Raw genomic sequence first — 24538 nt, 5'->3', positions numbered from 1 at the left:
AAATAAGTATGATCAATAATGTTGTACTTGTTGGCCGTTTAACACGTGATCCTGAATTACGTACTACTGGGAGCGGCATCTCGGTTGCTACGTTCACTTTAGCCGTTGACCGGCAGTTTACCAATGCATCAGGCCAGAGAGAAGCGGACTTCATCAGCTGCGTGATTTGGCGCAAGGCTGCGGAGAATTTCTGCAACTTCACCAGCAAGGGCAGTTTGGTGGGCATCCAGGGCCGGATCCAGACCAGAAACTATGATAACAAGGACGGCCAAAGAGTTTACGTGACAGAAGTCCTCGTGGACAACTTCTCACTGCTCGAATCACGCCGCGAGCGTGAAAGCCGTCAGCAAAACGGCGGGTTTGGCGGCTACGGCCAAGGTCAAAGCCAAAACTCCGGCTTCAATTCCGGATTTGGCGGCGGCAGCGGCTATGCTGGCAATAACGCCTTCGGCAACCCAGCCCAGTCAAACGGGGCTGCTAATGCCGGATTCAATGAAGATAACAAGAAAGACGGCTTTGCCGGCGGAGATACGAACGCCAACCCGTTCGACAGCTCTGACGGTGCAATCAACGTCTCAAATGACGATCTTCCATTTTAAAATTACACAAGAAAGGATCTGAAGACATGCCTCAACAAAGAAGAGGTGGTCGTCGTCGCCGCAAGGTTGACTTCATCGCAGCCAACCACATCGACTACGTAGACTACAAGGATGTTGATCTGTTGAAACGTTTTATCTCAGAAAGAGGTAAAATCTTGCCACGTCGTGTCACTGGTACTAGCGCTAAGAACCAACGCAAGGTTGCTAACGCTATCAAGAGAGCCCGGATTATGGGCCTTCTGCCATTCGTAGCTGAAGACTAAGCAGCAGGATCAATAAGCAAATAAAGAGACCGAAAGGAGCTGGACTCCTCCCGGTCTCTTTTTCTTTTCTGTTTTGTGGCGGCCGGCAATAGGTTATAATGGAGATAGTTTAGTCTGCTTTAAAGATGTGGAAGAATTTTATGAAAAACTTTTTACGCAAACTTGAATTGCCAGAATTCGTCCGGGATTCCAGATTGATCATTGCCTTCTCAAGCGTCGCCTTCTTGACGGTGCTGAGCACGGTTGTGGCTTTCTTCATCAACCGGATCTTCGGGGTGGCGCTGTTGCTGGTCTTGATCGTGGATGTCTTTTGGGTCGTTTTCGGCGTTTACATTCTCGCGAAAAATACCAACAATTACGCGGCCAACCTCTCCTACCGGATCAAGCGGGGGGAGCAGGAGGCCATGATCAAGATGCCGCTGGGGATCCTCCTTTACGACGAATCCCGGCACATCCAATGGGTCAACCCCTACCTGCAGCTCTATCTGGGCGACAAGGACGCCATCGGCAAGACGATTACGGCAGTCGACCGGAAGCTGGGCAAGCTGGTTGAAGAAGCCCTTGAGGCCCAGACTTCTGAAAGCAAGGTGGTCAAGTGGGGGGACCACCAATTTGAAATGGTCGTCCAAGACAGCATCGGGGTCATCTACCTGCTCGACATTACCCGCTATGCTGATTTGGCTGACAAGTACCGGGCTGAGCGCCTGGCTATCGGGCAGATTTTTGTCGACAACTACGACGAGCTCAGCGAGCGGATGCACGACCAGGAACTGGCCAGAACCAGCACCTACCTGCAGACGACCTTGAACGACTATGCCAAGAAGTTCAAGGCCTACCTGAAGCGGATCGATGAGGACCACTTTTTGCTTCTGGCCCACTTGCAGGACCTGGAAGCCATGGAAGAAGACAAGTTTTCAGTTTTAGACAAGATCCGCCTGGAAACCAGCCGGAACAACACTCCTTTGACCTTGTCGGTCGGGATTGCCTACGGGGGCGAGTCGCTGAGAAAGATCGCCAACCAGGCCCAGGCCAACTTGGACCTGGCCTTAGGCCGGGGCGGGGACCAGGTGGTTCTTAGGGAACTGGGCCAGGTGGCCCGCTTCTACGGGGGCAAGTCCAACCCAATGGAAAAGCGCACCCGGGTCCGGGCCAGAATGGTTTCCCAGGCCTTGGGCGAGCTCTTCAAGGATGTTGACCAGGTCTTCGTCCAAGGGCACCAGCGGCCTGATATGGACTCTGTCGGCAGCGGGATCGGGGTCGTCAAGATCGCCCGTCTGCACGGGGTCAAGGCCCACTTTTTGCTGGACACTGCTCACTGCAACTATGACGTTGACCGCCTGGTCAAGAAGATGCAGGCGGCTGACCCCCAGCTGGACCTGTTTGTCAGCCCGGATGAGGCCAACGCGGTCGTGACGGACAACTCCCTTTTGGTCATGGTGGACCACTCCAAGTACTCCATTACTTATGACCAGAAGCTCTATGACCGCTTGAAGAACCGGATCGTGGTGATCGACCACCACCGGCGGGGGGAAGAATTCCCGGAGAACCCGATGCTGACCTACGTGGAGCCATATGCTTCCTCAGCCAGCGAACTGGTGACGGAAATGGTCGAATACCAGCAGCCGGCTGAGGACAACCGGGTCTTGACCAACCTGGAAGCCACGGCCATGCTGGCCGGGATCACGGTCGACTCCAAGGAATTCTCCCTCAGAACGGGGACCAGAACCTTTGACGCGGCCAGCTACCTGCGGTCGATCGGGGCGGACTCCTCGGTGGTCAGCGAGCTGTTGAAGGAAGACATTTCCAGCTTCCTGGTCAAGAGCCACCTGGTGGCCAGCCTGCAGATGCTGCGGCCGAAGATGGCGGTCATGCAGGGGCCGGAGGACAAGGTGATTGACCCGATCCTGACGGCCCAGGCAGCCGATACGGCCCTGGATTTGGAAGGGGTGTCGGCATCTTTTGCCATCACTAGAAGAAGCAGCGACAAGGTCGGGATTTCAGCCCGGTCGATGGGCCACATCAACGTCCAGGTGATCATGGAGAAGCTGGGCGGGGGCGGCCACTTGTCCAACGCTGCGACCCAGATCAAGGACGTGACGGTGGAAGAGGCCTGTCAGCGCTTGCTAGCGGCCATTGACGAATATCTGGAAGAAAACAGTTAAAGAAGAAAAGGAGCTATGAAAGATGAAAGTTATTTTTATGCAAGACGTTAAGGGCAGAGGCAAGCGGGGCCAGGTCAAGGACGTGCCGGACGGCTACGCGCAAAACTACCTGATCAAGCGGGGCCTGGCCAAGGAAGCCAACAAGGGCAACCTGAACACCCTGAAGCGGGTGGAAGCCAACGAAAAGGCTGAATACGAAGCACAAAAGGCAGCTGCCCAAGAGATCAAGAAGCAGCTGGAAGCTGATGAAACTGTAGTTGAACTGAAGTCCAAGGCCGGCAGCGACTCCCGCCTCTTCGGTTCAATCTCCAGCAAGAAGATCATCGAAGGCCTGGACAAGCAGTTCGGCATCAAGCTGGACAAGCACAAGCTGGAACTTCGGGAACCAATCAAGGTTCTGGGCTACACCAACGTGCCAGTCAAGCTCTTCAAGGGTGTTGAATCAAAGGTCCGGGTCCACGTTACCCAAGAAAATTAAGAAGCTGAAAGAAGCCGTGATTGATGGATAATCTTGTCACGCAGCAGATCCCGCATGATTCTGCTGCTGAAAAAGCCGTTTTAGGGGCGATTTTCATTGATCCCGAAGTCATCAACGAAGTCAGCTCGGTCTTAGAGCCGACTGATTTTTATGAACATGCCAACCGCCTGGTCTACAGCGCCCTTTTGGCCCTCTATGACGAGAGCAGGTCAATCGACCTGGTTACCCTGCAAGAGGAGCTCAAGCGGCGGGGACAATTGGAAGAACTGGGCGACATGGCCTACGTGTCAGAGCTTTTGCTGGCAACGCCAACTGCCTTTCACGCCAAGGACTATGCCCGCATCGTTCACCAGAAGGCCCAGCTGCGCAACCTGATCAACGCCAGCCAGAAGATCATCTCCAGTGCCATTCAAGGGTCTGACAGCGTGGATGAGATCCTCAGCAATGCTGAAAATGAGATCATGAACGTCTCCAATGAAAAGGGGAGCGGGGGTTTTCACCAGATTGAGGACCTGGTTGCCGGGGCCTTGGAGCAGATTTCAAATAATGCTCAGAACCAGGACGCGGTTACGGGTCTACGGACGGGGTTTGCCTACCTGGACGAGATGACGACGGGGCTGCATGATGACGAATTGATCATTTTGGCGGCCCGGCCGGGTGTCGGGAAGACCTCTTTTGCCATGAACATCGCCAAGAATGTGGGCGTTACTGAGAAAAAGCCGGTAGCGGTCTTCTCCCTGGAAATGTCTGGTGAGCAGCTGGTGCAGCGGATGCTGGCCTCAACGGGCCTGATCGACTCCCAGCACCTCAGAACGGGGATCCTGGACCAAAAGGAATGGAAACAGCTGGAAATGGCGGGGAATGTCTTGCGGCATGCTCCGATTTATATCGATGACACGCCGGGGATAAAGATCAGCGAAATCCGGGCCGAGTGCCTGGCCTTGCAAAAGGAGCGGGGCGACCTGGGCTTGGTCGTGATCGACTACCTGCAGCTGATTGAAGGGCCAAAGACTGAGTCCCGCCAGCAGGAAGTTTCCGCGATCTCCCGCCAGCTCAAGAAGATGGCCAAGGAATTGCACGTGCCGGTAATTTCCCTGTCGCAGTTGTCGCGGTCAGTTGAGCAGCGGCAGGACAAGCGGCCAATTTTATCAGACTTGCGGGAATCCGGGTCAATCGAACAGGACGCCGACATCGTTGGCTTCCTCTACCGGGACGACTACTACCGGGATGAGGATGACGACGGTGAGGAACCGAAGGACGATCCGGAAAACGTTGAAGTTGAAGTTATTATTGAAAAAAACCGGTCAGGCCGGCGGGGATCAGCCAAGCTGATGTTCTCCAAGCCTTACAACCGCTTCTCCAACCTGGACCCAGGCCATGAGGCCCAGGGGTAGGGGGAAAAGAAAAAGAAGTGCGCAAAAAACGCACTTCTTTTTTAAACTTGCAAAAATAAAAAGAAAACCCTCCGTGTTGAAGGGGGAGGAAATTCATGCCGCCTTAGCATGACCAGGTTTTACCTGCTGAGTGGTTAAATTCGCCATTTTGACATCGGCATAGCGTCGGGTATCGGGCGGCCCATCCTGCTTAGATAGCAGTTAATTAGAAGTCAGATTTGCCTCATTTGTTAACCTACATTTATTTTAGCACAGAGGATTTAAGATGGAAAACTTTAAGTTTAATAGCTATTATGGTGACATCAGAGATTTAGATATTCCTCGAAACTATCATCTTCCTAACAAGAAAGAAATAGATTTATTGAATAGATATTCTAAATCTATTCAAAAGGCAGTAAAATTCTATGATGCTATTTCTGGAAAGAATATGAGGGTAAACTATGCTTTTAAAGACGATAGAGGCATTTCAATTCTTCCAGTTCGCTTTAAAAAAGAGAATTTTGAGCATTTACTTGGACTAAAATATTTGAATATTTCAGCTAGTCAAGTTTTTAAGCGATTCAAAAAGGGTTATACGCCAAGGCGACCACTATGTCTCGAAAACTATGGTTATACATTTGAAAAGTTGGCAGTACTGGATAAGCTAGAGAAAATTACAGATGCAGATACCTTGATTATTACTGACTTGAGCAAAGTTGGACAAGCAAAGACGATCAACTTCAATCGAGCACTGAGGACAGAGGACCGGGATCTCATGCTCGCATTGAAGGATTTTCAAGTTAATCTGTACTCACCTAGAAGTCTGCTGAGCCTTGCTTCTGAACGGGCTAAAGAAAAGTACAGTCATGTTAGGGAAAAAGATTGTGTTATGGTATATAACTCTGAAAAGACCGATAGAGGGGTACGCACTAATGTTATTTCTACAAACCATAATGTGGAAATAGATTTGTCTAAAACAACTGAGTTGATGGTTGCAATCGCCCAACAAGCCGAAAAGGAATTTCAAGAAGAAAACCGGAATAGTTTAGCTAGACGTCGGAAGGGAATCTAGCGAAGACCGGATAGATGAAAGCAGAGGAGTCCTATTTGCGTTGCTTTTATGTACTTTTGTTTGATAAAATAGAGCAAATTTTCATATAAGGAGGAGCATGCAATGTATAACGGCATGATCACGGAGGAAAATCACGCGGCTATAACCAAGATGTTGGTTGAGGCCATGCAAGAAATGGCTTTGTCGCGGAATGACAGTATTGAAAGCCCCGTTTCTCTAAGCTTGTTTTTACTGGAAATGGGGGTTGATGATCCTACGGTAGAGGATAAGCTAGTGAAGAAGACGGTTGATATGGTCTTTTCAGCCGAAGATGCGATGAAGCGGACAACCCAGGACTTTCAAAAGGAATTTGCCAGAATCTCGCCGCTAATCGCGGATGAAGGATCAGTCAAGTATATTGTACGTTGGATCGGCATGTACTTTGTTCCAAAGGTCTATCCAGTATCTTTCAATTTGCTTTAGCCAGCAAAAAAGCGCGAATCGTTGCTGATTCGCGCTTTTTGTTATTCTTGCTTGATGTCGTAGGCCTCAAAGAAGATTGGCCCTTTCTTTGAGTCATTGAAATTAGGCCGGTCCTTGTAGGGATCCTCGCTTCTGTTGAAGGGCAGGGTAAGGCTCTGCCGGGTCGTTTCAATGATGTTGTTAAAAATCTGCCGGAAGATAGTCCGCATTTCCGGATCCATGGCAAAGTATGCCCGGCCAAAGCGGTAGGTGCCGGTAAAACCGCTGATCTGCTTGATCTTGGTGATGTCCAGGCTGCCAAAAGCCTCAAAAAGGGCGGACCACATCTGCCCTCTTTTTTCCGCGGGAATCTGGTGGTTGAAGGCGATCAGGGAGTGGCGGATCACCCGGGCGGTAGCCGTGAGGCCCTCTTGCGCCAAAACATAGCTGTCTCGGCCAACGCTCCAGGTTCTTGGGTCGTGCTGGTTGAGGGCTGGCTGGGTGCACTTGACGACCAAGACGCGCTCAGTATGGTCCAGCATGCAGCCGACAATGGAGCTTTCCGGGATGTAGGTCTTCATCTTTTTGATATTGTCTTGAAAGCCGCTGGTCCCGTAAATCTGGTGCCGGTAGCCAGGCCCGTCAAAACTGTAGGACTTGATGACCCGGGCTTGAATCTGCGGGTCAGCAAAGGCCAGGGCGTAGTGGGCGTAGTTGCCCCCCTTGGAGTGGCCGGTGATATAGATCCGGTCATTTGGGTAGGCCTGACCGATCTGGTTGAGATACTTAGCGGCCAGCTTCTGTCCGGTAATTTCTGGTGTATAATTCATGACCATGTCCTCGCTCCAGCCGATCATGGACTGGTCGGTGCCCCGGTAGGCGACCAGGATGGTCCGGTCGTCCAGGCGGAAGGCGCCAGCGTTGAACTGGATGGGTTCAGGCTCAATCTCCATCTTGTTGACCCAGTCCAGGACGGTCAAGTCAGCCAGGCGGGGAGACTTGGGCAAGAGCAGGAGTTCAGTTTTGTCCAAGCCCTGCCAGTCATGGCCCTCTCGCTGGTAGACGGACTGGCAGACCTCACCTAAGCTGTGGCCAACCGTGCTGCCGTCAAAGGGAAGGTAGGCCAGGGATGCCATTAAGGAAGCATCCAGGCTGTTGAAGGGACAGGTCTGAAAATCCAGATCGCCGCGCCAGCGCAGATAGTCTAATGTTGATGCCATCGCAAAAACCTCCTTAGCTAACATTGTACATTATTGCGCAAAAAGCGGGGCAGGGAAGGCTTTTTATTGATTTGATGTAATTCTTTATTTACAAAAAAGCTTTAAAGGTGTATGATTACGGCATAGAATGAAAAGGAGATGAGACGAATGAAAGTTGTAACAGTTAAGTCAATCTGGCTGACCTTGCTCACGGTCTTGAGCTTTGTCCTGCCATTTTGGGGCTGGCTGCCACTGGTGTACTTGTACAGCCAACGGCAGGATCCGGCCATGCAGGGGATGGAAAAGACACTTAAGCTCGCGGCCGGCGTACAAGTAGCGTACTTGGTGATTTTGGCGGTAATCTTCTACTTCTTTGCCCCGATTCACGGTTAAAAACAGATAATTTCAATTTTTTTGGTAAAAGCTCTGTCAATAACTTGGGATAATGTCCCGTAAAATTTAAATTATTAGCGGGGAATTTTCCCCGCTATTTTTATGTGAATCTGTGATATCTGTGCGCTTTTTTCTGCTGCTCAATGAACGAAGCACGCTTCCAAGGATGGGACATCGGTGGAATATACTTTTTCCGCGGTTTCTTCTTCTTGGTCTCGAAATCAAGATCTGGAGAGACCTTGGCATTCTTCGGAATCTCGGTCAAGGCGTACACTTTTTCGTCAACGGTGACCAATAACTGGCCATCTAACGCTTGGATAACCAGGCATTTAGTGCCTTTGGCAAAGCAAATAAGCTTGTTTGAGGCATCTGTGGCTTGATAATAGTGATTCTTGTAGGAGATAGCCGAGCCGCTGTCAAACGTACGTGGAGACAGTACTGCCAGCGTGTAGTTGATCTTCTCGCCATTAGGGCTGTCGGCGAAAGCTGACTCAAATTTGCGTACATCCTGCCCAAACTTCTCGTTGAATTTTGGTACAAAAACCTCCCGGAGATACTTGTTGGCACCTTCGATTGTTGTTATGTTGTGGAGCCTCAGTTCGGGCTTTAAACGGCTCTGTACGGTCTGATTCGCCCGTTCTACCATGCCTTTGGCCTGTGAGACGCTAGTGGTTACGATGTCTGTTCCGAGAGTCTTGCAGGCATAACCGAATTGCGTAAGTACATCTTTGTGCTCTGCCTTGGTCTTAGCCGTCTCGTAGTTGAAAACAGTCCGATTATCGGTCTTGAATCTAAGAGGGATACCGTAATCCACCAGAATCTGCTCGTAGACGTGATAGTATGCATTCAGAGTCTCCTGCCAGTCGAAGTAGGCGCCGACCAGGTTGCCTGTGGCGTTGTCTATGGCTAGGTGCAGGTGAGCCTTCTTATCGCCAAACCAGAGCAGGGAAGAGGCATCCATTTGAATTTCCTCACCGAAGTACTTACAGCGCTCGTGACGAGGGTGTGCGTCTTCTAAGGCTACCTGGTGGTCGATAACCTCTTCGGAAACTTTGGTTGCCTGCTTTGGGTGATCCCGGTACCACTTCTTTTTGGCCATTTTCCGCTTAGTTTGCCTCCAAGGCTTTGGCGAAAGGATGTAATTGTCCTTAAGCAGGTTATAGACCTTGGTGTAAGAAACAGAGATGTGCTCAATTTCATCAAGTAGCTCAACGAAGTGAGTCAAGTTGCAGTCTTGATATTTGGTGCGATATAGGGTTACAATTTGGTTGTTAATTTCTGTGGTGAGACAATTAACAGGTAAGCGGCCGGCGTTCCCATGAACAAAGGCCGCTTTTCCTTTGCTTCGATATTGGTTGATCCTTCTGTTCAGCTGTCTAACTGAGATCCCCAAGATAAGGGCAGCTCTCTTCTTGTTTCCGCCGTGATCAACCAGTTCTTTGATGATTCTGTATTGTTCTTCGTACTTCATAGTTAACCTAACTTTCTTCATTGTCCGTAACCTCCGATATATGGAGATTATGCCAGACATTTTCCTCTTTGGGACATTTTTCTCTGTTAACACTTAAGACATTATCACTTGTTAAACACAATAATTTCAATTTTTTTGGTAAAAGCTCTTGTCAAGGACACGTTTTTATGGTTTAATTAATAACTGTGTTAAGGCACAAGAGTCGCTGACTTAGCTCAGTTGGCAGAGCACTTCACTAGTAATGAAGGGGTCGGAGGTTCGAATCCTCTAGTCAGCATATATAAAGAAAATGACCTTGTTTAAGCAAGGTCATTTTTTGTTGCATTCAGTTTCAACATGACAGACCGCCGGCGACGGACGGCAACGGAATGGGCAATGCCTTGATCAAAATAGGCGATGCCCTTTTTTTCATCGTAATTTTGCACTGCATCCAGGTTTATCAAGCTTTGCCGGTCAGCTGGGACCAAGCTTGGATACCTTTTTTCATAATCCTTGAGGGTGCCCAGGCAATCGAAGACCTTATTTTTTGCATAAACCCGCAAGGTCTTGTACTTCTTCGGCTGAATACTGATGTAATAGAGGTCGGCAAGTGGAATCTTTTCAACGAAATTGCGGATCTTGCTGTAGGTAAAATAGCTTGTCTGCTTTGCCGAAGTCATGGTCAGCCGGTAGCGCTTATACGCGGTATCAACTGTTTCATAGATTCTGTGCTGGATTTGCGCGGGAGCCGCGTCTTTGGTGATATAGTCCAATGGCTCAACGTGCCGCTCAATGGTTAGCCGCAAGGCCGTCGCGTCGGCAGTAACAAAGACGATTTGGCTTAAAATACCGATATTTTTGATCCGGCTGGCGACTTCAATGCCGTCCAGACTGGTCTTCAGGTCAATATCCAAAAAAGCCAGGTAGTTCAGGTCTTGATGCTCCGCGATATAAGCCAATACGCTGTGAGGATCACCGGTACTCAAGACGACACGGGCATCATAAGCAGCAGGCGTCGGGTTGATCTGGATTCTGTTTTCAATCATTTGCTGAATGATTTCACGTTCAGCGGTATTGTCTTCCAAAATGATGATAGCTAGCATTTTTCTATCCCTTCTGAATAACTAGTTCAAATGAAATCTCACTGGCACTTTGTTCAATTTCCAAGGACAAATAAGGGTCACTGTTGACTATTTCGTTGACATTATCAAGTCCCAGGCCATCATGGTCCTGCTTGCTCGTTACCCTTGGCTTCAGAACTTGGGCAAGATTAACTGGCTGGGAAATCGTATTTTGCACGATCAAGGAGTAATTGTTGCCCGAGTATTTGGTCAGCAGGACGCTGATCTGTCCGTCTGTCTGTGATTGGCAGGCTTCAATCGCGTTGTCCAAAAAAATGCCAACGCAGCGGATGATGTTCACGATATTCACGGGCAAAGAGGCAATTGGCTTGTTGATTTCAACCCTGGTCTTGATGCCTTGGTCTTGGGCCTGCTGCAGCTTGTCGATGATCAAGTATTTCAGTTCCTTGATCTGCAGATTGGCTAGTTCCAAAGTCATTGAGTTGGCCGCTTCTTGCAGGCGGTTGCTGCCTGCGACCAGTTCTTCAAGGTACTTGCTGGCCCCGGCGACATCGTCGGTCAGCAGGTAGCCGTTTAGTGCCAGGAGGCTGTTTTTGTAATCATGCCGCGCCTTGCGCAGGGAGATATTCGCCTCTTCCAAGCGGGAGGAATATTCCTGGATCTGCTGGATTTCCGCTTTTTGAACCCGCGTGGCCATAATTTCCTGGTTCTCTTGAATCGCCTGGTAGAGATTGAAAAAGAGGACCGTGATCAGCAAAAGCACGATAGTCATCAAGCCCAGTTCCACCAAGGGGGCGATATTGAATACCTCAAGCATGACCCAAATCGCGTAGGTGACCAGCAGGAAGGACCAAATGATCCAAACCAGCAAGTTTAAAAACTTGGGATTGCCTTTGACGTCAGCAGCAGTTTTTTCCAGATTTAGGGCGAAGTGCTTTTTCAAAAAGTAAAAGAGCAGGCAGATCAAGATTTCCGGAAGGAAGCAAACTAAGTTGATAGCCACGTGATCAAGCAGGTGGTGAGTAAAAAAGTAGAAGAGCAGCTGGACGATCCAGCCGAAGAGCTCACCCAGGATGGGGTAAAGGATCAAGACCAAATAATAAAAGAAGAGTCTGCTCAGGATTTTACCTTGCCCGCGCGCGAAAAGCTGAGAGATTAATTGCACGGCAATGATTGCCGCCAGGACATATTGGTAGCCAAAGAGTACCGGGAGCAGCAGGAGAGGATAAAGGAGCAGGTCAGACCTTTTTAGGCGGGCAAGGGTAAAGGCTAGAAGGACTGAGAAAAGGTAAGGGTTGAAAGCTAGATTGTTGAACAGGCTGTTGATCATTTTTTCATTTCCTTGAAAATACACGTGTTACAGAACGGTTGTTATTTATCTTAAAGCAGCGTCTGGCAAAGTTCAACGCTGGCAACGCTCAAGGCTAAAAATTCGACGCTCAAAAATTATTTTTACGCGGGAGGCTGGAAAGGCATATAACAGGAGGCATAGATCTTAAGGGAGGAAATAACTATGAATACAGATACTCAAAATTTTCAAACAGAAAATAATCCAGCATTGAATTTACAAGGAATTGCTACAAGTCTTCGGGCTAAAAAGCGGCGAAGCACAAGAGGTGGCAGTCATAGCAATATTAGTATTCTGTGTGATCAGATCCATATCAATATTTGGCCTTAATGATTGAATTAGGACAGAGATTAGAGATCTTAAGGGAGTAAGTACTGATGGGAAATTATATATTGATGATCGAAAAAGAACTGAACCAGGCTTTCAAGGAATTGGAGCAGCCAAGAAGCAAGCATTGGAATTGGCACAATTCCTACAGCCACATCAGCATCATGTGCCCAAACAGCCACAGCCACTTTTCGTTTAAAATCCGTTAAGCCATGAAGCTGCTAAAGATCACGCTGCGCTTGCTCTGGGGCATCCTGCTGAGCATAATTGCCAGTTTGCTGAATTTGTATCTGCCCCTGCTGGTTCGTCATTTTATCAACCTTAAGCAATTTGCTTGGTCAGGCCTTTCTAAAAAAGTCTTGCTGCTGGGCGGGGCGATCCTTATTGGCAATCTTCTGGTCAGCACTATAAGCGACTACTTGATCAGCAGTGAAGGCGACCGCCAAGTCCGCCAGTTGCGCCTGCGTCTCCAAAAGCAGGTCCTGCGCCTGCCGCAGAAATATTTTGATCAGCAGATCAGTGGCAACTTGACCAGCCGGATCATCAACGATGTCAACGTGCTGAGAAGCTTTTTGACCGAAACGATCCCGGCGGTGGTTACGGGCTGCTTGACCATCTTGGGCACGATGCTTATCACCTTCTCTTTAGACTGGAAGCTGCCCCTGCTTATGCTGCTGGTCTTTCCTATTGACGGACTGGTGACCATTCCTTTAGGAAAAATCAGCGAAGTGATCGCTGACCAAACCCAAAGCAGCCTGGCGTCTTTGACCGGGGTCACCAGTGAGAGCATCAAGCAGATCAAGACCGTTAAATTAAATAAGGCGGAAGAAGACGTTTTTGCCAAAAATACCAGGGAGATCAACAAGCTCTACAGCCTGTCCCTTAAAAGCGACCGAATCGCGGCGGTGATTGGGCCCTTGCAGTCGCTGCTGTCTTTTTGCCTAATTATGGCCGTCGTTCTTTATGGGACACTGAGGGTAAAAAGCGGTTCTCTGTCAACTGGGACCCTGGGGGCCTTTATGATGTACTTTTTTCAAATCATCGGCCCGATCAACAATGTCGCGCTTTTTTATTCTGACAGAAAGCAAATGCTGGGCGCCACGCGCAAGATCAGTGAAATCATTAATGAAGCTGCTGAAGAAACGGCTGGCAAGGAGCAGCGGGCAGTCGCGCGAGGCGGCAGCCTGCTCAAGCTTGACCAGGTCAGTTTTGCCTACCAGGAGCTGCCAGTCTTGGAGAAGGTCGATTTGGAAATCAGAAGCGGTGAAAAAATCGCCCTGGTTGGCGCGACGGGGGCTGGAAAGACCACCTTGGCCAACGTCATCACGCGCTTGTATCCGGTCAACGCGGGCCGAATCAGCTTAAACGGCCAGGCAAGCACGGATTTTTCCCTGGAGCAATGGCGGGGCTTTTTCAGCGTCGTGCTGCAGGAAAACACGATTATCTCGGGGAGCATCCGTGATAATTTGACTTTGGGCTTAAACAGAAAAGTGACGGATCAGGAGCTTTGGGATGCTTTGGCCCTGGTGCGTTTGGAGGAATACGCGAAAAAATTGCCGAAAGGGTTAGACAGTCTGCTGGGAGAGAGCGGAAAGCAGCTGTCAGGCGGGCAAAGGCAGAGGCTGCAGATTGCCCGGGCCTGCCTGCGCGACTTTAAATTTTTGATTTTGGATGAGGCAACGTCGAATTTAGACGCGGATACTGAAAAAATCATCATGACCGCCTTGGACCAATTGAAGCGGACCAAGAACTGCGGCCAGATCACGATCGCGCACCGGCTGGCCACGATCGCCAACAGCGACCGGATCTATTTCATCAAGAATAAAACAGTTGTTGCCAGCGGCAGTCATGAGGAACTGCTGGAAAAAGTTCCCGACTACCGCCGTTATGTTCATGAACAGCAGCTCAAGGAAAAGAGGTAGGCAGGCATGTTGGAGGAGCAGATAAAGTATTTGGAGGCGGCCCGGAACAGAGGCAGCCTCTTTTACACCCGGCAAAAAGGGGAGGAAGAGCACTTTTTTACGCTTAAAGACCGGCCGGACGCGGCCTGGCTGGAGAAAAAGACCGCCAATTGGCATTACGTCCTGTATGAACCAGATGAATTGCCGGTTCAGGGCTGGAAGATTCACTTGAGTGCCACGGTTAAGCAGGCCCAGGGGATGCTGGATGCAGTAGCGCCGTGGCTGATCAAGCAGAAAGTTTCTTTCAAGTTTCAAAGCAGCCTGGAGCAATACGTTGAATCTAATTCCAAGTACGCTGACCGCGGCGAAAGCGGGAAGTTTATCACGGTTTACCCGCGCGGCGAGGAGGAATTTGCTTACCTGCTGGCAGAATTGCAAAAGCTGACGGAAACTTTTGCTCTAGGACCATATATTTTGAGCGATCAAAACTGGCGGGAAAGCAATGTTTATTTCCGTTACGGTGGTTTTAAGCCGCTTTATCTGGCCAACACGGCTGGCGAGCGGGTGCCGGCAATATATGACCCGGCTGGAAACAAAGTAGAAGACCGGCGGCTGCCTTATTACCAGAAACCTGATTTTGTCAAAGACCTGCCAATTTTTGGCAAAAATGCTTTTCCAAAGCAGGCAGCTTTCGCCCCTTTAGAGGAGTATCAAGTCAAAGAAGCCCTGCACTTCAGCAATGCTGGCGGGGTGTATTTGGCCTTGCATGAGGGGAAAAAAGTAGTCTTAAAGGAAGGGCGCCGGCAAGCAGGCCTGGATGCCAATCTGAAGGATGGCTTTGTCAGAGTTGAAAATGAAGCTGAAATCTTGCGGCAGTTGGCGGACCTGCCAGGCGTGGTGAATTATCTGGCCGATTTTACCTCATGGCGGCACCACTTTTTGGCCGAGGAATATATTGCCGGGCAAAGCCTGGAAGAGCTTCTGGCCACGGAATTTCCTTTTGTCGTTGGGGATCTTGAAAAAAAGGCCCGCTATAAGGCCAAGGCGAGCAAAATTTTAGAGCAGCTGAAGGAGCTGCTAAAGCAGATTCACGCCCGTGGTCTCGCCGTTGGCGACCTGTCCTTAAGCAATATCCTGGTTACAGAAGATGGGGACGTCCGCCTGATTGACCTTGAAAACGCGGGCAAGGCTAGGGAAAAGTATGTCCCGGGTCTGACGACGGTTGGCTTTGTTTCTCGGGCGGCCAAGACTTACGCGGAAGCTGACGATTTTGCCTTGGCGCGGATTGCCTACTATCTTTTCCTGCCGGTCATTCCAGTTGCTGATTTGGCGCCGGATATAATTGCCAAGCAGGAAAAATGGATTGGGGGCTATTTTGGCCAGGATGTAGTCCAATTTTTACGGAAAATTGCTGGAAACGTGCAGGCGTCCGTACCAATTTTTCTGGAAAAGCCCCTGACTATTCCAGAGAAAGATCTGAGCCGGCAGACCGTGGACTTTTTTAAAGAAGGCTTAACTAGGGGGATCCTGCGGCATTCGCGCTTTGATCAGGTAGGATTAGTGCCAAATTTATATGAGGAAAATGCTGATCCTATGGAGCTGTTGAACTTAGCTCATGGCGCCGCGGGCATTTTATGGGCAGTTGGCCAGAACACGGACCTGCAGGCTTGGGTAGCAAGAAATCAAGGGAAGATAATCAAGATTGCGGAAGAGTCTGCGGCAATTGGCTTGTTCAACGGCACAGCTGGTTTGGCAAGTGTCTTGGAAAAGCGGGATTTTCCGGACTTGGCTAAGCAGATGAGGCAAATCCTGCGACAAAAAGTTGATCTGAATATGGCGGATAATTCGCTGGCCACGGGCTTGACCGGGATTGCCCTGGCCTTGCTGGAAGAGGACCCGGAAGTAAGTAAAAAAATCGCGGAAGAGCTGGCCGGCAGATGGGAGCAGGTGGATTTTGCCAATTTCGCGGATGAGGATGTTGGCCTGCTGACAGGCTGGGGCGGCGTGAGCTGGCTTTTTTGGCAATTAGGGCAAAAAGAAACGGCGGAAGAAATCGTTTCGTGGATTTTGCGGGACCATGCTGAAGAAGCAGAGACTTTGACCATTAGCGATCAATCGCGCGGCTTTGCAAGGCTGCTTCCATATTTGGAAAACGGGAACTTCGGCCTGGCCCTGCTGATGCATAAATTCATGAGGGAGGATCCGGCTTTTAAGCAGAGATATCAGCTCTTGTTTGATAAGCTGAAAAAGTCTTGTTTGACCTATTGCACCTACATGGAGACGCTGGTATCGGGTTATAGCGGCGTGCTTCCGCTGGCCAAGAGTCTGGCTGGCGATGGTGACTATGCGCTGCTGGATTACGCTTTAGCTGCTTTGAACCAGTATTTGGTCGCGGGCAATGACGAAATTTTGGCGCCTGGAAAATATGGCTACAAGCTGAGCTTGGACTTTTCAACCGGGAGCGCGGGATTGTTGACCCTGCTGAAAGATCTGCGGCAAGGCGATGAGTTCAGCTGGTTGCCGCTTTGACAGGCAAGGAGACAGAAGCATGGACAATGTAATTTTGAATTTTGAAAAAATGGTTGAAAGAAATGCTAAGCGACTGTCCCGTAAAGAGATTACGCCTGCCAGCAGTCTCAGCATTCTTTGCACGGGGCATGACGTCAGCAATTTTGGGATCGGTGAGCTTCTTTTCAAGCTGTTTAAGTAGTGAATGAAACAAGATTATTTTTTTATTAAAAATTATTGACTTTCTCATTTTAGGGCGTTAGAATATCAACATAAATAGCAGTGAATAAAATCATTAGAAAGGAGATGTGAAAAATGAGCGTTGAATTTAGCAACAGTGATAGAATCGGTTGGCGTAAGGGCTGTGGTACAAGATAGCTTAGTTTTGAGGCGTCAAGCACTAATTGTGTTTGGCGCTTTTTGTATATGGAGGAGAAAGCATGGATTTACGTATAAAAAGGACCTTACAACCTCTGATCAATGGAGATCAAATTGTATTTGGTATCGGGAATAAAGGATTAATCAGAAAAGTGCCGGATACCGAATTGAATGAAAAAGTCATTAAATACTTAAACGGGGAACTGGACAGAAAAGACTTGAAGATTTCAGATCAAGAACTGATCAATATAATTGAGAAATTTCGGTCTTTAGGCTTAATTACTACTAATTCGTATAGCGATAACTCAAAATATTCCAGAAATATCAGCTTCTTTGAATGGATGGACACGTCGGACAATGTTGATCCAAATATATACCAAGAAAAATTGCAGAAAGCAAAAGTAGCTGTGTTTGGAGTTGGCGGGATTGGATCTGCAATGGCTGAATACCTGGTTAGAGCAGGAGTAAAGGACATAAAACTGGTTGATTTTGATACAGTGGAAGAATCAAATCTCACGAGACAAACTGCTTATGTGGAAAGCGATGTAAATAAAGCTAAGATACTGGCATGTTCAGATTACTTAAAGAAGATAGACAGCACTGTTAATGTGGAGACTGTACATTGTAAGATTACAGGTACGGATGATATCGAAGCGAATATTGATGCTGAAACTGATCTGATTGTAAATTCGATGGATCAACCAGCAGAATTAGACAGCTGGTTTGATGAAGTTGCTAATAAGACTAAAAAAGCTGTGATATTTAGCAGCTACGCTTCAACTGCAGCAAATGTGTATCCTAAAATTCCAGGTGTAACAAGAGATTACAGTGAATTTTTAGGTAAGGAACAGATTACAAAAGACTGCATAATTGACAACAGTTTTCCAATGGCTGCAATTTCATCTGTAACAGCAATGGCAGCGGGCATGGCTAGTTACTACGCAATTATGTTTCTAACTGGAATTCGAATTCCGAAAGATGCTATTCAGATAGATTTTGATGGATGGACAATCTTGAAGATTAATGTTTCTGTAGCGGGATAAGGAGGAGTAAATTGCTAAAATTGTGGCTGAAAGCTAATCGGCCGCGGGCAGCCGTATTGCTGGCGCTGAGCGTTTTGTTTCAAGCTGTGTCAGCCTACAGTCTGTACTTGATCAGCCCGCAGCTGAACAGCTTGATTGGTGGAAAATTTACTTGGCTTTTCGGCCTAGCCCTGCTTAAATTAGCTTTGGATTTGTTTGGCAACCTGCTTTTGGCGGTAAACAACTACTTGTTCAGCCAGCAGAGTCAAGCAGCGAGCGACAGCTACCGGCAAAATTTGCTGCAGGCCTACTATGGCAGCAATGATCAGTGGCCGACAGCTGATCTGCAGAATGACTTGGTCAATAATTTGCAGGTGATCAACCAAGATTATTGGCAAAGCATCTATTATTTCGTCAACAATGTGCTCTACGCCTTTTTTGTCAGTGTGGCAATTCTTTCCTTTAATTGGCAACTGGTTCTTTGTGCTTGGGCAATCGCTATTGTGGCTCTTTTTGTGCCGAAGCTCTTTGAAGAAAAAAGCAGCGCGGCAACTGAAGCCGTGGTTAACCGCAATCAAAAGTATCTGCAGGCACTGGACCAGTGGCTGGCAGCGATTGAGGAACTGCGGCGTTTTTCTTTAAAAAAGGTACTGTGCCGGCAGCTTGGTGAGGAAAGCCAAAAATTGGAGGACGCCCGGATCAAGCGGCAAGCTTGCCTGTCAGTCGCGGAATTCACGCAAGAAATAGTCGACAATATCGGGATCGTGGGAGTCCCTTTTCTGGCGGGAATACTGTACTTTAGAGGCCAGGTGGCTTTCGGGGCAATCATCGCTGCTGGTTATTTAGCCAATGGCGTTTTCAGTTCCCTGCAAGAAGCTTTTTCGGCGTATATTTCAGCAAAATCAACGACTAAGCTGAATGAAAACATGCTCCAGCATTTGCAAGTTCAAGCGACCACGAAGACTGAAGATCCCCAAACGATTGTCGGCCGGGGAATAGAAGCGAACTTGGGCGGGCAAGTGATCAAATATCCTGATTTTACGATCAAGGCAGGGGAGAAGGTCTTGCTTACCGGGCCGAGTGGCTGCGGGAAAAGCAGCTTGCTCAAACTCCTGCTTGGCCAAATTAAACCCAGCAAAGGCCAGTTGACATATTTGGATTCTGAAGGAAAGGAAATCCCAAATCCGGCCCGGTCTTTTGAATATCTGCCGCAGGCTGGCTGGATTTTTCCAGGAACGGTCGCTGACAATATCACCATGTATGATGGCAAAAAGCAAAGTGAATTGGCGGAGGTACTGCAAAAGGTTGGCTTAGACCGGGACTTTCCCAAGGCAGCTGACCTCGGCCGTGAAGTCGGTCCCCGGCAGGCAGACCTGTCCGGCGGGCAGAAGCAGAAGATTTTCCTGGCCCGCGGACTCTTGCGCCATAAAAAAGTATCTTTGATGGATGAACCGTTGAGTGCGCTTGACCAGGCCAGCCGGCAGAAAATTTTGCCACTTCTGCTGGCCCGGAAGCAGACTTTGATTTTTGTTGGGCATAATTTACCGCTCGAAGAGCGGGAGCGATTTGATCAAGTGATCAATCTGAAAGAAGGGGAAGATTTTGCAAATTAAAGATTTGTTTCGGCTAAATCCCGGCCGCTTTCCGGCATTATTGTTGGCCCGGGCATCGACGGCTTTGCTGACGGCATGGGCGGCTTTTGCCTTGACCTGGGAGTTCAGCGCGATAAAAGACCGGCATTTTCAGCAGTTTCTGCTGTTTGCAGCTCTGCAGCTCTGCTTGCTCCTGCTCGGCAGCCTGCTTGACCAAGTGACCGATTATTTCTGGGAACTTCACCTTGAAAAGTATTTTCATCAGATCCGGCAGGAGGTTCTTGCCCACGCTTATGCTGAAGCGGCTGGGACAAAGGAAAATCTGCAAAATGAATTGACTAATGACTTGGAAATGCTGAAGGAACAGTACGCTGATTCTATTGGCGGTATCGTTCATTCGGCCGTCTTGCTGGCCCTGGTTGCCGGTTCTCTGGCATCTTTCCGCTGGAGCCTGCTCTTACTGGTTATTGTCGTAAGCGTCTTGCAGATGTACTTGCCGCGCGTGCTTGATGAGCCGCTGCAAAAAGCTACTGACAAAATTTCGGCCAGCAACCGGAAATATTTGCAGACCCTAGCAGACTGGCTCAATGGCATTGATACTTTGCGCCGCTACGCGGTCGGGGAAAAATTCTTAAGCAGTATTCACGCTGACGCCCGTGAATTAGAGTCTGCTTATGTGAAGCAGCAGAAAGTTGACCAGGAACTGGAATACCTTAATCAAGCTATTTATTCTTTGGGGAACACGCTGATTTTCCTGCTGACTGCTTATCTGGTAGCGCGCGGGCAGCTCGAATTCGGCTTGATTGCCTCGGTAAATGACTTCAGCTTGTACCTGTTTGGCTCTTTGATGAACATTGCCAATTACCGGGGACAGCTGGTTGCCAGCCGCGGCTTGCAGGAAAAGATTCTGGACTTGCGGCAGCCACTGGCTCAAGCAGAAGAAAAGGGGACAGCGCCAGCAGCCTTCTCTGTAAAGGATCTTCGGCTGACTTTTGCCAATGGACATGAAATCAAGTATCCAGACATCCAAGTCAAGCCGGGTGAAAAAGTACTTTTGACCGGGGCCAACGGGACTGGTAAGTCGACGCTGTTTAAGCTTCTGGTAGGGGAAGCAGTCGCCAGCGGCGGCCAGATCAGCTTTTTTGACCAGGCTGGGAAAAGGGTGACGCCTGACCGGACTAAAATCGGCTACTTGCCACAGGAGGCAATTTTATTGCCAAGTAGCGTTATGAATAACATCACTATGTTTGATCCAGATCTTGAGTCAAAGGCAGAGGCCAGCGCGGCCGATGCCCAGCTGGCTGAGGCAGTTGATAGTTGGCCTCAAGGCCTGAAAACGCCAGTTGACTTGGCGGGGGACAATTTGTCTGGCGGACAGAAGCAGAAAGTGGTGATGGCCCGCGCGGAAGTTCATGACAGCCAGCTTCTCTTGATTGATGAAGGGACCAGCGCGATCGACCAAGCAGCTGGCCGGAAAATCCTAGACAAATTGCTTCAATCCAAGCAGACGGTGGTTTTGGTCGCGCACAATCTGACTAAGGAAGAGCGGGACCTGTTTGACCGGGAAATTAAACTGCCCGCCTAAAAAAATCAACTTTTTTCGCGAAAGCTCTTGTCAAGGACACGTTTTTATGGTTTAATTAATAACTGTGTTAAGGCACAAGAGTCGCTGACTTAGCTCAGTTGGCAGAGCACTTCACTAGTAATGAAGGGGTCGGAGGTTCGAATCCTCTAGTCAGCATATTTTAACCGTCACCTGCAGGGTGGCGGTTTTTTCTTGCCTAAAATCCTTCAAGCTTTTATAAAAAATGTTTCATCCGCTTTGGACTATAATGTAAATGTAGTATGAAAATTACAGAAATTAGGAGGAAGAAAATGGCACTCATTGAACTCAAGCAGGTGTCCTACCAGGCTGGTGACCAGAAAATCCTGCAAGACGTCTCCTTTGCGGTGGAGGAGGGGGACTACCTCACCTTGACCGGGCCGTCAGGCAGCGGGAAAAGCACGACTTTGAAGCTGATCGCGGGCTTGATCTCGCCTAATAAGGGGGAGATTTTTTACCAGGGGCAAAATCTTGATAACCTGGACCTGGTCCAGTACCGCCGGCAGGTGTCCTACTGCTTCCAGCAGCCAACCTTGTTCGACGAAACGGTTAAGGACAACCTGGCCCTGCCTTTTGCCATCCGCAAGCAGGACTTTGATGAAAAGCGGGCTAAGGTTGCCTTGCAGCAGGTGGATCTGCCAGCTGACTATCTGGACAAAAAGATTACCACCCAGTCTGGCGGGGAGAAGCAGCGGGTGGCTTTAATCCGCAACCTGCTTTTCCGGCCGGAGGTTCTCCTGTTGGACGAGGTGACGACAGGGCTGGATGAAGAGAGCAAGCAGATCGTCCACCAGCTGATCGCCCGGGTACACCAGGAGGGGACCACGATCGTGCAGGTGACCCACGACCAAGAGGAGCTGGCCGCTTCCAAGCAGCTCCTGCACATGGAAAAAGGAGGAGTGCTCAAATGAAATCAATGGCTGTCAGCGATCTGTCATTAATCTTGTCTTTTGCCCTGGTCCTGGTGTCCGTGGCGATTTCCTGGAAGGAAAAGCTGGGCTTGACCAAGGACATTTTTTATAGCGTGGGCCGGGCTATCGTCCAGCTGGTCATCGTCGGCTACGTCTTGAAGTTCATCATGCAGGTCAACAATGCCATTTTGACCCTCTTGATGACCCTGTTTATCATTTTTAACGCGGCCTGGAACGCTAACAAGCGGGATCCCAACCCGAACCGCCAGCTCTGGCAGTCAATCGTGGCTCTTTTGATCGGGACTTACATCACCCTAGGCGTGCTGCTGCTGACTCAGACGGTGAAGTTGAAGCCGATGCAGATCATTCCGATTACGGGGATGATCGCCGGCAATGAGATGGTGGCGATGGGCCTGTGCTATAAGGCTTTAGCCACGGGTTTCCATGACCAGCGCCAGCAGGTTTTGGAAAAAATTGCCCTCGGGGCTGACGTGAAGACGGCCAGTATGACCATCCTGCGGCGGAGCATCAAGACTGCCATGCAGCCGACGATCGACTCGGCTAAGACGGTGGGGCTGGTCAGCCTGCCGGGGATGATGTCAGGGTTGATTTTTGCCGGCGTGGACCCAGTTTACGCAATCAAGTACCAGATTATGGTCACTTTCATGCTTTTGTCAGCGACTGGCCTGGGCGCCGTGATCGCGGGCTACCTGTCCTACCGCAATTACTTCAACAAGCGGAGCCAGCTGCGGGAAGAGGAGTAGGAGCGATGAGTGCATGACTTGACGCGCATTCAGTAAGAAATATTATAGAGAAGAAAAGCTACATTAACTCACATCACACAGAGTGAGTTAATGTAGCTATTTGTTTAAAAAAATTAGTCGTGCCTTAGCTTCCGGCCAACGGTGCTTTTGGACATGCCAGTCAGAATTGCCATTTCCCGGATAGTGAAATTTTCTTTTTGCAGATCGTGAAGTTCTGGTGAGTGGCCGGTTACACTTTGGTAGATATTTTGCAGGTATTTAGCTGGATCTGCTTGGATGTTGCTGAAGGTTACGGCAGTTTCAACCATCTTTTTCAAGTCACCAGGGAGGGGGATCCTGTCTCCGTATAAAGCAATTATCTTCTTAAACAGCCGGATATTTTTCGCCAGACCCTGGTACTCTTGGTAAACGTTATTCATTATCGCGACAGCTACTTCGGTCAAGTCTTCCTGGCTGTACTGGTCAAAATTGACAATTAACTTAAAATGCAAGCTCAATGGCAGCTTGAAGGACTCAATCGAGTTTGCCGTGGCAATTATAGTAAATCCGGGCAGCAGGTTATCGAGTCCTTTTAGAAAAGCGTCCTGGTCTGAAGCAATTGCATCGATTCCCTCTAAAAGAACGATTATCTGGTTAGGGTAGGGATAGTTGTTGATCTCATAAAAGGCTTGAGCGAGATTTCTTGGAATTTGGCCAGTTTTTTCGCTGATTAAGGATTGGCAGTCAACTTTTAGCAACTTGCGGTTAAGGATCTTGGAGATTGTTTTGGCAGACGAATTTTTTCCAGTACCTGGCTGGCCTTTAAAAAGGAACTTGTTCACGTTCATACTGTTGTAGACCGCGTTAACGATCCATTCAAGCTTGTCAGCAACTTTTTCCGGTAAGGGCAGCTGGCCAACTGGAGTTGATGGAACTTCTTCTAGGAAAGTCAGAGAAGAAGTTTGCGGCACAAAAATATTGGCTTTGGCGACTAAAGTATCTATGTAGTTGCCGAGTTCTTCATCTCCTAATTTCCGAAAGTCATCGGCGATTTGCTGAGCTTTTTCGGTAAAGGCATAATCATTGCATTCTTCGTGATATTTGATTAGATCGACTATGTCCTTCTTCTTCATGTGTACCGCCTCTCGTCTTTGCTTGCTGAACCTATTATATCGCAGGCGGGACAAAAAACACTATTTTGGGACAAGGAGGCTGGAATACTTAAAGACGGTGTACCAAGTCATGACTAGAGTAAAATATGAAGTAGGATGGCAAGGGTAGATAAGTGTCATAGAGGAGTAGCATAATGAGCGATTCAAAGTCGACTTATTCAGAAGCTTCTGAGTATTATGTCAATGTTACCGTGCCGCAAAATGATATTGATCGGGATAGGTATCTCAGAAGCAAGGATCGGGAAAAGAAGTGGAACCAGGATTGGCTTAAGAACAAGGTCAATGTTAATGAGGTTGTAGATCGCTTTGTGCCTAAAGGAGATCCAAATAGGTCATTTCATACAGAGGGTGGAGTGAAATTTGATTTCGAGGGTACCAGATATAAAATCAAATGCGATAAGGTTGCCGGCTACTTGCGCATTTTTGACAAAAAAGTAGGAATGTTTTGTAAATTAGACGGAACACCATCAGATGATTTAAAGGTAACACACTTTAAAATTATTAAGAGAGAGGAAATGTAG

At 48.8% G+C, this 24538-nt stretch carries 24 protein-coding genes and 2 tRNA genes; 21 read left to right on the top strand and 5 right to left on the bottom strand.

Translation table 11 applies throughout. From position 1 onward, the window contains the following. Positions 1 to 8 precede the first annotated feature (8 nt). The 7 genes from ssb to ACYVUV_RS10830 all read left to right on the top strand — a co-directional run bounded on the left by ssb (position 9) and on the right by ACYVUV_RS10830 (position 6409). Positions 9 to 599, top strand: a complete 591-nt coding sequence (gene ssb / locus ACYVUV_RS10860; RefSeq protein WP_439775018.1) for a single-stranded DNA-binding protein — start codon at positions 9 to 11, stop codon at positions 597 to 599. Between the two features lie 26 nt (positions 600 to 625). Continuing rightward, a complete protein-coding gene (rpsR, locus tag ACYVUV_RS10855; RefSeq protein WP_003612635.1) occupies positions 626 to 862 on the top strand; it encodes a 30S ribosomal protein S18 in 237 nt (78 codons plus the stop codon). Between the two features lie 140 nt (positions 863 to 1002). After that, positions 1003 to 3024: a DHH family phosphoesterase gene (locus ACYVUV_RS10850; RefSeq protein WP_484499352.1), complete on the top strand. Its 2022-nt coding sequence runs from the start codon at positions 1003 to 1005 to the stop codon at positions 3022 to 3024. 22 nt (positions 3025 to 3046) lie between these two features. Next, positions 3047 to 3502, top strand: a complete 456-nt coding sequence (gene rplI, locus ACYVUV_RS10845) for a 50S ribosomal protein L9 (RefSeq protein ID WP_003612605.1) — start codon at positions 3047 to 3049, stop codon at positions 3500 to 3502. Positions 3503 to 3525: 23 nt separating this feature from the next. After that, positions 3526 to 4896 carry a replicative DNA helicase gene (dnaB, locus tag ACYVUV_RS10840; protein WP_439775021.1) on the top strand — a complete coding sequence of 457 codons (1371 nt, stop codon included), beginning with the start codon at positions 3526 to 3528 and terminating at the stop codon, positions 4894 to 4896. A gap of 265 nt (positions 4897 to 5161) precedes the next feature. Then, the gene (locus ACYVUV_RS10835; RefSeq protein WP_439775022.1) at positions 5162 to 5947 is read left to right on the top strand and encodes a PBECR4 domain-containing protein; all 786 of its coding nucleotides are present in this window, start codon (positions 5162 to 5164) and stop codon (positions 5945 to 5947) included. Between the two features lie 102 nt (positions 5948 to 6049). Continuing rightward, complete coding sequence (locus ACYVUV_RS10830) at positions 6050 to 6409, top strand: hypothetical protein (protein WP_484499351.1); 360 nt, start codon at positions 6050 to 6052, stop codon at positions 6407 to 6409. 41 nt (positions 6410 to 6450) lie between these two features. Here the strand turns inward: ACYVUV_RS10830 and ACYVUV_RS10825 are convergent, their stop codons facing one another. Next, a complete protein-coding gene (locus ACYVUV_RS10825; protein ID WP_484499350.1) occupies positions 6451 to 7608 on the bottom strand; it encodes a DUF2974 domain-containing protein in 1158 nt (385 codons plus the stop codon). Between the two features lie 147 nt (positions 7609 to 7755). Between ACYVUV_RS10825 and ACYVUV_RS10820 the strand changes: the two genes are divergently transcribed. Beyond that, entirely contained in the window at positions 7756 to 7980 is a 225-nt protein-coding gene (locus ACYVUV_RS10820; protein WP_003616378.1) for a hypothetical protein, read from the top strand. A 100-nt stretch (positions 7981 to 8080) separates the two neighbouring features. Here the strand turns inward: ACYVUV_RS10820 and ACYVUV_RS10815 are convergent, their stop codons facing one another. Further along, a complete protein-coding gene (locus ACYVUV_RS10815; protein WP_484499230.1) occupies positions 8081 to 9472 on the bottom strand; it encodes an ISNCY family transposase in 1392 nt (463 codons plus the stop codon). A gap of 183 nt (positions 9473 to 9655) precedes the next feature. Between ACYVUV_RS10815 and ACYVUV_RS10810 the strand changes: the two genes are divergently transcribed. Next, positions 9656 to 9728: transfer RNA gene (locus tag ACYVUV_RS10810), tRNA-Thr, on the top strand. Positions 9729 to 9750: 22 nt separating this feature from the next. On the opposite strand, the gene ACYVUV_RS10805 is transcribed toward ACYVUV_RS10810, so the two are convergent. Continuing rightward, a complete protein-coding gene (locus ACYVUV_RS10805; RefSeq protein ID WP_484499349.1) occupies positions 9751 to 10533 on the bottom strand; it encodes an autolysis-associated response regulator transcription factor in 783 nt (260 codons plus the stop codon). Between the two features lie 4 nt (positions 10534 to 10537). Then, the gene (locus ACYVUV_RS10800; protein ID WP_484499348.1) at positions 10538 to 11842 is read right to left on the bottom strand and encodes an autolysis-associated sensor histidine kinase; all 1305 of its coding nucleotides are present in this window, start codon (positions 11840 to 11842) and stop codon (positions 10538 to 10540) included. Positions 11843 to 12025: 183 nt separating this feature from the next. Between ACYVUV_RS10800 and ACYVUV_RS10795 the strand changes: the two genes are divergently transcribed. The 11 genes from ACYVUV_RS10795 (at position 12026) to ACYVUV_RS10745 (ending at position 22866) form a co-directional block, all read left to right on the top strand. Then, a complete protein-coding gene (locus ACYVUV_RS10795) occupies positions 12026 to 12190 on the top strand; it encodes a hypothetical protein (protein WP_439775027.1) in 165 nt (54 codons plus the stop codon). 47 nt (positions 12191 to 12237) lie between these two features. Continuing rightward, the gene (locus ACYVUV_RS10790; RefSeq protein WP_439775028.1) at positions 12238 to 12396 is read left to right on the top strand and encodes a hypothetical protein; all 159 of its coding nucleotides are present in this window, start codon (positions 12238 to 12240) and stop codon (positions 12394 to 12396) included. Between the two features lie 3 nt (positions 12397 to 12399). Then, the gene (locus tag ACYVUV_RS10785) at positions 12400 to 14109 is read left to right on the top strand and encodes an ABC transporter ATP-binding protein (RefSeq protein ID WP_484499347.1); all 1710 of its coding nucleotides are present in this window, start codon (positions 12400 to 12402) and stop codon (positions 14107 to 14109) included. 6 nt (positions 14110 to 14115) lie between these two features. Further along, entirely contained in the window at positions 14116 to 16617 is a 2502-nt protein-coding gene (gene lanKC / locus ACYVUV_RS10780; RefSeq protein ID WP_484499346.1) for a class III lanthionine synthetase LanKC, read from the top strand. Positions 16618 to 16636: 19 nt separating this feature from the next. Next, positions 16637 to 16798 (top strand): hypothetical protein, encoded by a 162-nt coding sequence (locus tag ACYVUV_RS10775; RefSeq protein ID WP_439775031.1) that lies wholly within the window; start codon positions 16637 to 16639, stop codon positions 16796 to 16798. A 238-nt stretch (positions 16799 to 17036) separates the two neighbouring features. Continuing rightward, positions 17037 to 18017 carry a ThiF family adenylyltransferase gene (locus tag ACYVUV_RS10770; protein ID WP_439775032.1) on the top strand — a complete coding sequence of 327 codons (981 nt, stop codon included), beginning with the start codon at positions 17037 to 17039 and terminating at the stop codon, positions 18015 to 18017. A gap of 11 nt (positions 18018 to 18028) precedes the next feature. After that, on the top strand, positions 18029 to 19609 hold the full coding sequence (locus tag ACYVUV_RS10765; RefSeq protein ID WP_439775033.1) for an ATP-binding cassette domain-containing protein: 1581 nt from the start codon (positions 18029 to 18031) through the stop codon (positions 19607 to 19609). After that, the gene (locus ACYVUV_RS10760) at positions 19599 to 21173 is read left to right on the top strand and encodes an ATP-binding cassette domain-containing protein (RefSeq protein WP_439775034.1); all 1575 of its coding nucleotides are present in this window, start codon (positions 19599 to 19601) and stop codon (positions 21171 to 21173) included. Before ACYVUV_RS10765 ends, ACYVUV_RS10760 begins: the two co-directional genes overlap by 11 nt. Positions 21174 to 21256: 83 nt before the next feature. Continuing rightward, a tRNA-Thr gene (locus tag ACYVUV_RS10755) sits at positions 21257 to 21329 on the top strand. 134 nt (positions 21330 to 21463) lie between these two features. Next, positions 21464 to 22102 (top strand): ABC transporter ATP-binding protein, encoded by a 639-nt coding sequence (locus ACYVUV_RS10750; protein WP_484499345.1) that lies wholly within the window; start codon positions 21464 to 21466, stop codon positions 22100 to 22102. After that, positions 22099 to 22866, top strand: coding sequence for an ABC transporter permease (locus tag ACYVUV_RS10745; RefSeq protein ID WP_404540362.1), 768 nt, complete (start codon positions 22099 to 22101; stop codon positions 22864 to 22866). The genes ACYVUV_RS10750 and ACYVUV_RS10745 overlap by 4 nt, the downstream gene beginning before the upstream one ends. Before the next feature lie 113 nt (positions 22867 to 22979). Here the strand turns inward: ACYVUV_RS10745 and ACYVUV_RS10740 are convergent, their stop codons facing one another. Beyond that, positions 22980 to 23978 carry an AAA family ATPase gene (locus ACYVUV_RS10740; RefSeq protein ID WP_439775036.1) on the bottom strand — a complete coding sequence of 333 codons (999 nt, stop codon included), beginning with the start codon at positions 23976 to 23978 and terminating at the stop codon, positions 22980 to 22982. A 173-nt stretch (positions 23979 to 24151) separates the two neighbouring features. Between ACYVUV_RS10740 and ACYVUV_RS10735 the strand changes: the two genes are divergently transcribed. Then, positions 24152 to 24538, top strand: a complete 387-nt coding sequence (locus tag ACYVUV_RS10735) for a hypothetical protein (RefSeq protein WP_439775037.1) — start codon at positions 24152 to 24154, stop codon at positions 24536 to 24538.

Source organism: Lactobacillus sp. WILCCON 0149, from assembly GCF_057197965.1.
Note: the sequence above shows the minus strand (reverse complement) of the source record. Positions and strands in the feature narration are given on the sequence as shown.